Source organism: Peribacillus simplex, assembly GCF_030123325.1.
GTDB lineage: Bacteria > Bacillota > Bacilli > Bacillales > DSM-1321 > Peribacillus > Peribacillus simplex_D.
In genome coordinates, this window is the sequence record NZ_CP126106.1 from 1,912,616 (window position 1) to 1,925,938 (window position 13,323).

The window sequence follows — 13,323 nt, forward strand, 5'->3', positions numbered from 1 at the left end:
TTTTAAGATGTAATATATGGGTTACTTGAAAGGAGTTTTCCTCATGAATATTACATCTTTTTTAATTTACTGTTTTATTGTAACTTTTACACCAGGGCCTACTAATATCGTGATATTATCCACAGTGCATAATATGGGGACAAAGAAGGCGATGGAATATACGTATGGAGCAACTATTGCTTTTGGATTATTACTTGTTATTTCCGCAATGCTAAATACTATGCTAGTAACGATAATACCCAAAATTTTGATCGTTATGCAGATAATCGGAAGCTTTTATATGTTCTACCTCGCTTATCAAATTTACAAAATGGATACATCAAAACCAACTGTAAACCAAACTGCCACTTTTATATCAGGCTTCCTTATGCAGTTTTTAAATCCTAAGGTGGTTCTATTTACAATGACTGTAATTCCCAGCTTCATTATGCCACACTATACCGCAATGCCTGCAGTGACAATAAGTGTTGTTTCTATAACCATAGTTGGATTTTTAGCATTTATTACATGGGTTCTTTTCGGTACGTTCTTCAAGGAATTTTTACAGAAGCATGAAAAGTTTGTTAATGCCGTGATGGCATTATCTTTAGCTTATTCTGCTATAATGATTTGGTTATAGATAAGGGGTGAATGGATTGGACAAATTTATCTATAAAAAATCTGCAGGTATTACGGCGTTGTCAGCCAGTATTACTGATTTTACGTATAAAAAGCACTCTCACAAGGAATATGCGATAGGTGTAACATTGCGTGGTATTCAACATTATAACTTGGATGGAAGTTTACAATTGTCATATCAAAATGGTGTTATGCTTTTTAATCCAGAACAGGCACATGACGGAATGGCACATGATAAGGCAGGTCTAGATTATGTTATGCTATATATTGAGCCACAATTGCTTTTAGAGGTTATTGAGAAAAAGGATTTAGTTCGATTTTCAACTCCCATTGTATATGATTATAGAATTGAAAAAAGAATATTAAATCTTTCTAATGCTATTTTAAGTGAAAAAGATGAGGCTTTGTGCAGTGAATTACTCTTATCCCTCGCAGATAGCCTTATTCAAACTAATCTTTCTACAGACTTTAAGAAAGATAACGCTTCAATTAGAAAAGCAAAGGATATGTTTCATACCAATTTAGACAATGTACTTAAACTTGACGAGATATGTAAAGAGCTTAATTTATCTAAATTCCAGTTTATCAGATTATTCAAGGCGCATACTGGAATTTCACCATACCAATACTTTCTTAACTGCAAGATAGAACGTGCAAAGCAGCTAATAGAAAAAAACGGAGATATTTATTCAGCAGTTGCTGATTGTGGTTTTGTTGATTTACCCCATTTAAATAAACATTTTAAAAGCGTATATGGAATAACGGCATTTGAATATATGTCACATTTAAAATGAGGAGGGGTAAATTCAGACTAATTAACAAGGTACCAAAAATTACAGCATTTTAAATTAATGATTCCACACTAGACGTTACCACGGCTATCTAAACTGAAAAACTTCAAGAAATATAATGACGGAAATCGTGTATGTCTACACGATTAAATTTGGATAAAAATAAAAGGGGGAATAAAGTTGTCTTTAAACGTAGGGGATGTTATTACATTTGAACGGACATTCACTAAAGAGGATGTTGAATTGTTCACAAAAGTATCATGGGATGAGGGGAATCACCATATTACTCCCGATGAACAGGGGAGACTTGTTATTCAAGGGTTGTTGACTGCTTGTTTACCAACAAAAGTTGGTGGAGAAAACAATGTACTGGCTCGTACCATGAATTTTGAGTTTATTAAACCAGTTTTTACAGGAGATACAATAATATGTGAAGTAACGATCGAAAAATTTGAAAAGAAAGATAATGGTAGAATATCTATTTTGGCAACTTTCCTATGCACAAACCAGAATGAGGAACAAGTATTAAGAGGAAGCTTTGCGGGAGTCATATTATAACCGTGTATACTTAGCTGCTTAATTTTATTCTGATTATTGTTTTTGAACTGATTCTATAGCGCCTACCCCGAAGGTAGCAGCATGGGTGACTGAGACGCAAAACTACACAGGGGACAAATGGGGGGCGACTGTCATTATCGGTGTGCAAATTCGCTAGATATAACAGTGAACATAAGTGTAAATCCAAATGATGATATAGTTACAGTATTTTGATTATTCAGATAATTGGTTATTTAAGGAGGAATAGCGATTATTAGGTTGTTATCTTTGCTTTCAATGAGTTTTAGTAATTTTAAAGCATCCTGTCGAGGATGTTTTTTTATTGGAATAAATACACAATGATAAAAACTTTGATGTTAATTCCTGTAGATTGACAATAAAGTTGCTACATTTACAATAAAGTCATTTAATTTTAAATAAAGCTGTTTAAAAATTAGCTTGTTTATAAGGAGGGGTTCTGATATGATTGTTTGATAAATTTTTTAAGGGGTTTAGAGAGGGTGAGTCAATTGACTAAAAACCTTAGACAATTGAAAAATGTTTCGGTGTTCCAAACGCTTCTAACTTAGAAAAATAATTTAGAAGCGAGGAATAGCTATATGGAAAATCAAAGAATCTTTAATAAATCATTTCTTTTTTTATTTATAAGCAACTTTTTAGTTTTTATTGGGTTTGAAATGTTGCTGCCTATTTTGCCTGCCTATTTGTTAAGCATGAATGCATCTTCCATTCAGGTAGGTCTAGTCACATCATTATTTACGATAGGTGCTGTTTTAATCAGGCCTTTTGTAGGTTACTATTTAATTGATAACCAGAGGAAAAGTCTGGCCATTTGTGCAAGTGCAGCTTTAATGATCATTACGATACTATATCCGTTTCTTAATATTATATGGCTTCTGCTATTGTTACGGCTTTTCCATGGTGCTGCGTGGGGTGTATCAACCACAGCTTATAGTACAATAGTAGTGGATTTGATTCCTAAGAAACGCTTAGGAGAAGGAATAGGGTATTTTTCTATATCCACAACGGTCGGAGCTATCATTGCACCGAGTATAGGTATTCTTATCTATGACTCTTTTTCCTTCGATATTTTGATATGGTCATCAGCAGTACTGAGCTTATTGGCAGTAATTGCGCTTCAATTTGTATCTTCACCTATTAATGTAAAGCGTAAGAAGAAACCCTTTCGCTTTTTGGATATGATTTATGAAAAAGAAGTATGGTTCCCAGCATTACTGACGGTTATTACAACACTGGGTTTTGGGGCCATCATTACATTTTTGGTTCTTTTTGGAAAACAAAAGGGAGTAGATCATATTTTTCTATTCTTCCTTATCAATGCAACTGTCTCAACTTTACTACGTCCGTTCACAGGGAAATGGTATGACAAAAAAGGGCCTTGGTCTATTATCATTATGTCAGCTGTGTTAGGATTTTTTTCACTTGTTATCCTGTCTTATATGACAAATGATTCTCAACTTATCATTGCGGCGATTTTATTTGGGGCAGGTTATGGAACTGTTATGCCATGTTTACAAACATGGACTGTTCAAAAGGTAAGTGAAGAAAAAAGAGGAGCAGCCAACGCAACCTTTTTTTCCAGTTTTGACGTTGGTGTTGGAGTTAGCGCATTTGTATTAGGAATTTTAGCTGAATGGATCAGTTTAGCGATGATCTTCAGGTTTGTTAGTCTAAGTTTTATTGTTGTTGCGGTTTTAGTCTATAAGGATTATATAAATGAAAAGTATGGCATGAATAAATCGATCTAAAACAAATCCACCTCTATTTTAATAGAGGTGGATTTGTTTGCTGGAATTATAATACCAATACGGCTATAACTGGAATATATCTAGTTCTACTCGTACTCCTATAAGGGATGTATAAAAAAAGCAGCTAATGACCTAGTCAGCAGGACAAGTGTTAAAAATCAACGATTCCTTTTTTATTTGACCGGTTTTACAGTAATTTTCTTGCCAGTAGAGGTGCTTTCATTTACGAATCTCAAGCTTCGAAGCTCATATCAAATTTCCCAGGTGCGAAGTTTAAGTTATAATAGTAAAAAACATCCGTCTATATAAGATGGATGATGTAAGCTTCTTGATTGAAATACATATAAAGGATTGGTGAATAAGAATGGCAATAGTTGATGTAACGGTTATTCCTGTCGGTACACAAACTCCAAGTGTTAGCAGTTATGTGGCAGATATTCAAAGAGTATTAAAGCAATATGAAAATAAGGGAGAAATCCGTTTTCAACTGACTCCCATGAATACAATCATTGAAGGCGAGCTGCCTAAATTGTTTGAAGTGATCCAAGCGATGCACGAAGTGCCGTTTGAAAAAGGTCTTGCTAGAGTTTGTACGAATATCCGAATCGATGACCGTCGTGATAAAGAACGCAGGATGGAAGACAAAGTAAAGCGAGTGAATGGCATGCTTGAGGAATAGTGAATTGTATGAAAGGGCATAAGGTCAAGATAATAGTTCATAGCTGTTTGGAACCAGAGGAATCCTTAAGAGACTTCATGCGGATACTTTCTCAGTGTAGTGAGCAATTATACAAACACCTCGATTTTCGTCAATATATTGCTGTTTTCGGAGATATATCCTGAATCGCGTCGATATATTGTGTTTTTCGGAGATATATCTTGAATTTCGTCGAGATATCGCTGTTCTTCTGGGATATATCCCGAGTTTCGTTGATGATTTTCAATTAAAGTCAATGTATTAATAGCTTTAAAGCCTTGGTATTACTGATTCCTCAGTTCCCAAGGCTTTTTTATCATTATTTAATGAAAGGGAGCTAACTAACTGGCCGCATTTCATACATTTCCATATTATATCTTGCATAGGAGATTAGGTATTGATATAAATAGGGCGCCAAAAAAGATATAAACAGTTGTCTAGATAATTTATAAACGTTCGCCATAAAGCTCTTTTTCTTCATTTGGATGAAAAAGAGTGAATCCTTTTGAACAATACACAAACCTTCTATCTATCTCGAATCCAGCCTTATTCAAAATTTCAACTGTCCCATGTGAACCAGTCCCAGCATACCCGCAACTACAACCAGATAGGTGTAGCTCATTTCCTTTTTTGTCTATAAGGATGAGATCGCTATCGAGCAAAATATTATCTTTATTCATTTCTTTAGTAATTTTAGCAATTTTAAAACGATCAAAATGATCTTTAACTGCTTCGAATAATGCAATACTTTTATTGGTAATACCGCGGTCTTCGCCGTAATCTTTTATGACGAATACTTCCCGCTCATATGATTTCTTATATAGATGGTACTTTTGGTAAGTGACGTCATTAATTTTATAAATTAGTGGACTATCACTATCCATTTTTTGATTAAACATTGCACCCCTCCTAAATAGTTAGTTTATTAAGTTTATTAGGAGAAAAAGAGATTAGTACTAAGAATCTGATATGAGGCAAAGTTTTTTCATTTTTAATTTTCGTTATGGAATTAATAGGAATGATCATGATGTCTAGAAGGGTGTGAATGGGGCTGTAATTTTCATGATAATTTCAACTATAGCAGTAATATTTACAGAGATAAAATTAGTTTCCTCAAATGAATGATAAGGGCAAGAAGAAATCTAGACCCATTCTACTTCTCTCGTTGTCATAAGCCAAAGCTCCTGGCGGGGGGCTTTTTTACTTGTATAAAAAGCAAAGCATATATGGAGGTGACAGATTCGAAAAACAAAAAAGCAAGATTTATTAAAGTTTTCCTTGTTGCCACACTGCTAAGTGCGTAGTCGCTTTCAAACTCATAAGCGGTCCTGTGTTGCGGTCATTCTAATTTCAGCAGTCGGTTTAAAGTTAGCAGTTTAATTGTATACAGTAAAACAGAAAATAAATAATATCCCTTAGTAAACAAAAAGATATTTGGGTATAGAGGAATCAATATGGCCAGTTTGCTTGGTATAAAAAAGTTATCGCAAGTAATGGTCAGGAATTAGACTGCAAATAATTAGTAAGAAGGCCAATTCATTAAGTCTTACATGTAGATTTGATGAATTGGCCCTTTTTGGGTTTAAAAGAATATTAATATCTTTCAAGTGGATGATAGTCTCTTCCTTGTCTGTACAAAACAATATGTCTATTTACCTTTACTGGTTAATGGTAGGATTGAATGTCTCAATAAACCGTTTAGCACTTTTCGATAGGTAACGGTCTTTCAGCCAAACCACAGCAGATTTTGATTCAAGGATGAAGTCTTCTATTTCTATTATTTTTAACCCGTTGAGCGGATAAGACAGCAAAGCTGATTCTGGCAGTAAAGTTGCTCCTACTCCTTCCCTTACAAGAAATAAAAGTATGGCTGCATCTGGACACTCACAAATAATATTGAGCTCAAACCCGCGTTTTTTATATTCATCCACAACTAGTTCATATAATCCTGCGCCGCTTGTCTGCTGCAGCAGCATAAGGGGAATCTCTAAAGTATCCTTCATTTTCATTGTTTTTGGCAATTCCCATTCACTCGGCATGACTAATACAAACTTATCTGTGGGCAAAGGAAGAAAAGAAAAATCGCTCATATCGATAGGAAGGCGTACTAAAGCAAAATCAATTTCTCTGTTCCGTAGATATTGAGCTAAAAGAAAAGAATCTCCTGACTTTATATTGAATGTCACAAGAGGATACTCTTTACGAAAGAATCGAAGCCTTTCAGGGATATAAGAAAAGCATGTTTTTACAGTGCCGATTGATAGTGACCCTATGAGTCCGTCATCCACTTCTTTTACTTCTATCTCGGTTTCGCTATACGATCGCGAATGATTATGCCATTCGTGACTATTTGGAGAATTATTATCGCCCTAATTTGAAAGTGAAAAATCGAGATACATGTACACCAATTGGACCATGGCTTGTCGATAAAGAGGATATTGCAGATCCAATGAACCTGAAGCTACGTACGTTTGTAAACGGCAAGCTGGCACAGGAAGGTACGACTCGCGACATGATTTTTGATATCCAAGCACTTATTGAATATTTAAGCAGCTTTATGACGTTAAATGAAGAAGACATTATTTTAACCGGCACACCGGAAGGGCTTGTTGATACAGCTGTTGGCGATGAAGTTGTGACGGAAATTGAAGGAATCGGACGGCTTGTTAATACGATTGCTGGCGATAACATTTTTTTAGGAAAGGAAAATGAGAAAGCCGTTATTGATCGGTGAAAGGGATGAAAACATGCCACATATTATTGTTGAATATACCGATAACTTAAGAAAAGAAGCAGACATTCCCAATTTACTCAAAGAATTAAATAGTGTTTTGATTAGCCGTAGCGATATTTTTCCGACTGGAGGGATCCGTTCAAGAGCTTTTGAACTTAAGGATTATCGAATAGCAGACGGTGCAGAAAACGATGCATTTGTTCATACGATTTTGAAAATCGGATCGGGTCGGTCGGATTTGGATAAGAAAGGGGTCTGTGACGAACTATTCGAGGTAATCAAGGGGCACTTTACCGACCTGTTTGCCCGACGTTACCTGGCTTTGTCCATGGAGCTGATTGAATTTATTGAGGCTGGCACTTATAAGCACAACAATATCCATAAGCGTTTCAGAAATAGTTAGGTGCAAATACGAAAATTACTCGTATATTTTCGTGTATTGACTATTAAAGGGCAGGTTATCTCATGAAGGAAGCCTGCCCTTAAAAAGTGAGTTATTTTAAAATTACTAGATCTAGACTTTTATTCTATTAGCTTTATAACTATATTGTACACATACCTCTTATTTGGACGGCTATTATAATCTGAGTTTTTTGTTTTTAGGAATGGATTTTTAAATGTTTTTACATCTAAACTTAGACAATAGGGAAGAGGATGCAGGATGGTTTATATAAAAATTTTATTATTTATTGGAATCAGTGCTTGTTATTTGTTAACCGGATATTTGTCTTTCTTGAAAGAAGAAAGAAAAGAAAAAAGTAAGCAGAATCAATATGATATTAATATTTAAACTCCTGCAAAATTAATTCACTCCTGTTACCAAGTATCAACTTGTTGGGGAAACTACATTTTTCAGAAGCAAGGGACAATCCCCGACAATACTAGATAGGCTTTGTGAATCCAAAGGACCCATTATGAGAAAATAATTAGATGTGGGACATGGTTTGCTGCGATGAATTATGTTTAAACCTTTGTCCTTTCCATGGTTTTGAAAATACCTTTCAATTTGTTACTCGTTGTATGATTTGATAATGGGAAGTTGAAAAAGTACTTACATTGATAGAAGGATTATACATGAATCTATGGATTTTGTAATTTTCCTTATTTATAAGCTGCTCTGATAAATAAATTGAAAATATGTAATCATTTAGTTATGATTCAGATAAATAAGAATATCGACGATTGTTCGTTTTGCACATATGGTATCTTAACTAAAATGATAGCCAAAAATGCAAACACTCTCTTATTTCTTAACCATATTTACTATTCGGAAATGACTCGGATTTTCTGTGTGGTTCCCATGCCATTAAAAGATTTTTTAGCGCTGGTTCCTTTATAATCCTTAGCTTTTTAATTTTCTCCATGCTGTAAATACTATTATTTAGACCCCTTACAGTAAGAAAATTTATGGGTAATCATGATTATTAAAATGTTGAAAAGCATTAAAAGGAGAGATATGAACTGTGATTAATCTTCAGCATACAAAAACTAATAGTTACCTCCCATTGCAGCCGGAATTTGAAATTCTTACGGATTATTATTTAGAGCATAAAGAGAGAAATAAACAAAATCAATCTACTATCCTTTTTTATCAATTCAAAATGAAAAAAGATATGTTCAATGTCATCACAGTTATACCTGATGGTTGTATTGATATCCTATTTTGCTGTAATGAGAAAGCACCATTCGCTAATGTATGTGGAAGCGTATTACAGACCAAATCGATTAATCTTCATGCCGACAATGAATACTTTGGGGTAAGGTTCATGCCAAATCAAGAAACACATAAAATGAATTACTCCATGAAAGAAATAATCGATAAAGAAGTGCCGTTACTTGACATGGTTTCATTGGATTCCCAGATTGTTGAAAGACTAATCTCTGAGCGGAACTTTTTAGGTAAAATTAATCTATTTAACGAAACAATTAGAAAGTTTATTTTTAATGTCGATTCATCCTCTAAAGCAATAGAATATGCACTACATAATATTTACATGAATAGAGGAAATATCACAATGATCCAATTGGCAAAAGAGATGGGGTATTCAACTAGATATTTGCGTAAACAATTTGAAGAACATGTAGGGATTTCACCAAAATTATTCAGTCAAATTGTGAGGTTCCAATCTTCCATAAGCATGCTCCTCAAAATCAATCACTGTACGCTCAAAGATGTTATTATGGAAAATGGCTATTATGATCAAGCACATATAATAAATGATTTTAAAAATTTTGGTTATATGACACCCAATAAATTCACTGAAAAATTCTCAGCAGGGTATACATATTCTAGTTTGTAAACAACGTGGGCGAATGAAGATGATATAAGTAGCTCATACAAAAGAGAGCAAATACGTGCACATAAAAACCTGTTTAAACAGACGATGAAAAATGAGTATATTTAGAAATGGCCTTTTCTCGGTATTAAATCGGGGAAAGGCCGTAAATTTTTCTCCGAATTTCTTGATCTTGTTATCAGGCTTTGGTTGTGGATTGGAGACCTTAATCTGAGTGAATCAAGGCATTCTTGCAAAAGTTTTCCGTTAGTTGAATCAATTTCAAAGTATATCTAAGACTGCTGATAAATAGGAAAAGTAGAGCCCTGTGCAATGAAAGTAATTCAGTAAAGTATCGCTACATGCTGGTATGAAAGCTTCTTCTCTCATAAATGACAGAAAAATTGTATCGGCCTCTGCCAAAAACCATGGAAGCAGCATGTCAGGCTATCGGTCAATACATTAATTACTATTATAACGAGAGATTTCAGGGTTATCAAAAGCTTTTGGCATGGCTCCTATGCATAAAAATCCTAAATACTACCGAATCTCTTCGGCCATAAAAAGGCTTTTTTTTCGTAGTCATTCGTTGAAAAGTCTATAAATATTTACATTCAAACAGTTTCATTCAGGTTAAATTATCTAAAAAATAAAAATTATCTAAATGTTCCGCTTTCTCCAATAAAAATATTTTTGTTTTTGATATTGTTTAATTAGCAAATTGAAATACTTTATTGAGTTTTGGATCTTTTTATAACACTTGAAACAAAACGATTATAAAGTATTTATCAATTCTTTTTAACGAGAGTTAATAAGAATTGGTGAAATTTAAAAGTATCTTGTTAAAAATTTTTTCACAAGGGGAGAGTTACTATAACAATGACAAAAGTATATCAACTGTTTATTAATGGAAAGTGGGTTGATGCCCTCTCGGGTAAAACATTCGAGTCAATTAATCCAGGTACGGGAAAAGTAAATGCTATTGTGGCAGAAGCCGGAGTGGAAGACGTAGATCTTGCAGTAAAGACAGCGCGACAAGCGTTTGAAAAAGGTCACTGGGCAGAGATGGATCCAAGCGAGCGCGGGCGCTTGCTGTATAAGGCTGCATTAAAAATGCGGGAAAAATCTGATTTTCTTGCTGAAGTAGAATCGTTGGATAATGGACTGCCTATTAAAGAAACAAAATTTATCGCCATGCCAGCGACGATCGATGTTTTGGAGTTCTACGCTGGATTAACAAACAAAGTACATGGAGAAACCTTGGCATCTCCGGGAAACCGACTTAATTATACGTTAAGAGAACCACTCGGCGTTATTGGCGCAATTGTTCCGTGGAATTTCCCTTTAATGCTAACAATGTGGAAGCTGGCTCCAGCGCTTGCAGCAGGAAATACTTTGGTCATTAAGCCAGCTGAACAAACACCGGTCAGTATATTGGAGTTAGTTAAAATATTCAAGGAAGTAGGACTGCCTGACGGTGTTATTAATGTTGTTCCTGGTTTTGGACATACAGCGGGGGATGCCTTAGTTTCTCACCCGGGGATTGATAAGATTGCCTTCACGGGATCCACTCGGACAGGACAGCTAATCATGCAATCAGCCAGTAAAAATTTAAAGCCCGTTACCTTGGAATTGGGTGGGAAGTCGCCAAACATAATTTTTGATGATGCGAGTTTGGAAGATGCAGTGAACATGTCTGCCTTTGGTATTTATTTTGCGCAAGGACAGGTATGTGCAGCGGGATCCCGCATATTTGTTCAAGATTCTATCTATGACCAATTCATGGACTTGTTTGTTAATAAAGCTCAATCAATACGTGTCGGCAACCCTCTTGAAACCACTACTCAGATGGGTCCACAGGTTTCAGATAAACAGTTACAGCAAATTGAAAAGTACGTATCGATTGGTTTGAAAGAAGGAGCAAAACTTGTGACTGGTGGAGAACGCTTTACAGAGGCAGGGGATGGTTATTATTTTACGCCGACAGTCTTTGAAAATGTTACAAACGATATGACGATTGCCCGCGAAGAAATCTTCGGACCTGTTGCTTCTATCATTCGATTTAAAGATGAAGCCGATGCTCTTGAAAAAGCAAATGATACCGTTTACGGACTGGCTTCAGGGGTTTGGACGAATGATTTGAAGCGTGCTCATCGAATGGCCCGCGGAATCAAAGCCGGAACAGTATGGGTAAATTCATACAGTTACTTAGATAGCGTAGCACCTTTTGGCGGTACAAAACAGAGTGGCTTTGGACGTGAATTGGGAACACAGGCTATGGATATGTATACTCAAACGAAGCATGTGTGGGTTGACCTGAATGAAAAAGCCTTGAACTGGTATGGAGGATAAAATTCACCTTTTATAAGCCAACTTGTTATAACACCCAGTTAAATTACGCTTAATTAATCCCCATTCGCTTGCAGAAGGTTTAATATCTCTCATGATCCGCCACGTATTTATCTTTGGAGGTGTATATTATAGAAACGCAAAAATCAAATGAGAGTGTACCAATCGCACCTGGTACAACAGATTTAAAGCGAACTTTAAAGATGTGGGATCTAGTTATTTTCGGGTTCGGATTTATGGCGCCAGTTGCTGCGATGTCACTATTTGGAATTATAACATTAGCTTCACAAGGACACTCTGTACTTTCCTATATTATTGGATTTGTTGCCATGTTATTTACAGCGTACAGCTTCGGGAAAATGGTGGAAGCTTATCCTGTTGCCGGATCTACTTATACTTATGCACAGCGTGCGCTTCATCCAAAGTTAGGGTTCATAGCTGGATGGGGAATGATACTCGATTATCTTTTAATTCCAATGCTGACTTTTTTAATCAGTGCTAATTTTGCGAACGCCCTTGTACCGAGTATCCCAATTTGGGCCTGGATTCTCATCTTTGCCTTACCTATTACAATTGTAAATATAATCGGTATAGAGATTGCAGCAAAAGTAAATTCAATCTTAGTCCTCCTCATGGTCATAGCTGTATTTACATTCATTATCAGTGCCAGCCAATATATTGTGAAGGGCAATCTTTCACTTATTCAATTTAATGCCCTTTATAACCCAGGTACATTTTCTAGTGGTGCGGTCATTAGTGGGGCTGCTATTGTTATTGTTGCCTACTTAGGGTTCGATGCCATTACTACGTTGGCAGAAGAAACAAATATAGAGGGAAAAAAAATTGGCTCGGCTATTATGTTTACCTGTATCATTCAAACCATTTTTTATGTTTCAGTCACGTATTTGGCTGTGATCCTGCTAGGAAACTATTTGTCTATTCAAAATCCAGATACAGCATTTTTTAATGTTCTTGATATTATTGGCGGTTTATTCCTTCAGACCTTCATTACACTTATGATCATAGTTTCTGGAGTGGCAAGTGCATTGGTAAGCCAGTCAGCAACAAGCCGGTTGCTTTTGGGTATGGGACGAGACAATGTAATCCCTATTAAGTTTTTTGGGTACATACATCCAAAATACAAAACTCCGGTTAATAATATTCTATTAGTGTCTATCTTGGGAATTATCGGTGCTGTATTAATGAACATGAAACTAGTATCAGATCTGGTATCATTTGGCGGGTTACTGGGATTTACTTTTGTAAATATAAGTGTGATTAATCACTATTATTTTAAAAATAGACAAAGAAATATCTTTAAGTTTTTAATTGTTCCGCTAATCGGTATATCGGTCTGTTTATATATATTATGGGGCCTTTCAATAACTGGAAAAGTGGTGGGATTTACATGGATGGGGATTGGTTTTATATATCTTATAGCAAGATCTGCGTATTCAAAAGAATTAAGAGGCATCAAACAAAGGCTGATCAACAAATTGGTTAAAGATGAAAAATATTAATTATTTTTTTA

The 13,323-nt window shown here is 35.3% G+C and carries 11 protein-coding genes and 1 pseudogene; 10 read left to right on the plus strand and 2 right to left on the minus strand.

Features of this window, described 5'->3' with window-relative positions; genetic code table 11:
* Positions 1–43 precede the first annotated feature (43 nt).
* From QNH43_RS09225 to QNH43_RS09245, 5 genes are all read left to right on the plus strand, one after another.
* Positions 44–619, plus strand: coding sequence for a LysE family translocator (locus tag QNH43_RS09225; RefSeq protein WP_283917569.1), 576 nt, complete (start codon positions 44–46; stop codon positions 617–619).
* Positions 620–635: 16 nt separating this feature from the next.
* Positions 636–1,412 (plus strand): AraC family transcriptional regulator, encoded by a 777-nt coding sequence (locus QNH43_RS09230; RefSeq protein WP_283917570.1) that lies wholly within the window; start codon positions 636–638, stop codon positions 1,410–1,412.
* A 177-nt stretch (positions 1,413–1,589) separates the two neighbouring features.
* Positions 1,590–1,967 carry an FAS1-like dehydratase domain-containing protein gene (locus QNH43_RS09235; protein WP_283917571.1) on the plus strand — a complete coding sequence of 126 codons (378 nt, stop codon included), beginning with the start codon at positions 1,590–1,592 and terminating at the stop codon, positions 1,965–1,967.
* 599 nt (positions 1,968–2,566) lie between these two features.
* A complete protein-coding gene (locus QNH43_RS09240; RefSeq protein WP_283917572.1) occupies positions 2,567–3,736 on the plus strand; it encodes an MFS transporter in 1,170 nt (389 codons plus the stop codon).
* A 364-nt stretch (positions 3,737–4,100) separates the two neighbouring features.
* A complete protein-coding gene (locus QNH43_RS09245) occupies positions 4,101–4,415 on the plus strand; it encodes an MTH1187 family thiamine-binding protein (protein ID WP_283917573.1) in 315 nt (104 codons plus the stop codon).
* Between the two features lie 464 nt (positions 4,416–4,879).
* Here the strand turns inward: QNH43_RS09245 and QNH43_RS09250 are convergent, their stop codons facing one another.
* Positions 4,880–5,332 (minus strand): hypothetical protein, encoded by a 453-nt coding sequence (locus tag QNH43_RS09250; protein ID WP_283917574.1) that lies wholly within the window; start codon positions 5,330–5,332, stop codon positions 4,880–4,882.
* 759 nt (positions 5,333–6,091) lie between these two features.
* Complete coding sequence (locus QNH43_RS09255; RefSeq protein WP_283917575.1) at positions 6,092–6,721, minus strand: LysR family transcriptional regulator substrate-binding protein; 630 nt, start codon at positions 6,719–6,721, stop codon at positions 6,092–6,094.
* A gap of 26 nt (positions 6,722–6,747) precedes the next feature.
* Here QNH43_RS09255 and QNH43_RS09260 point away from each other — a divergent pair.
* The 5 genes and pseudogenes from QNH43_RS09260 to QNH43_RS09280 all read left to right on the plus strand — a co-directional run.
* Positions 6,748–7,167: pseudogene (locus QNH43_RS09260) on the plus strand (fumarylacetoacetate hydrolase family protein); the annotation flags it as partial.
* A 13-nt stretch (positions 7,168–7,180) separates the two neighbouring features.
* Positions 7,181–7,570 (plus strand): 5-carboxymethyl-2-hydroxymuconate Delta-isomerase, encoded by a 390-nt coding sequence (locus QNH43_RS09265; RefSeq protein WP_283918326.1) that lies wholly within the window; start codon positions 7,181–7,183, stop codon positions 7,568–7,570.
* 1,060 nt (positions 7,571–8,630) lie between these two features.
* A complete protein-coding gene (locus QNH43_RS09270) occupies positions 8,631–9,467 on the plus strand; it encodes a helix-turn-helix domain-containing protein (protein WP_283917576.1) in 837 nt (278 codons plus the stop codon).
* Between the two features lie 855 nt (positions 9,468–10,322).
* A complete protein-coding gene (locus QNH43_RS09275; protein WP_283917577.1) occupies positions 10,323–11,795 on the plus strand; it encodes an aldehyde dehydrogenase family protein in 1,473 nt (490 codons plus the stop codon).
* A gap of 119 nt (positions 11,796–11,914) precedes the next feature.
* Positions 11,915–13,312 carry an APC family permease gene (locus QNH43_RS09280; RefSeq protein WP_283917578.1) on the plus strand — a complete coding sequence of 466 codons (1,398 nt, stop codon included), beginning with the start codon at positions 11,915–11,917 and terminating at the stop codon, positions 13,310–13,312.
* Positions 13,313–13,323 lie beyond the last annotated feature (11 nt).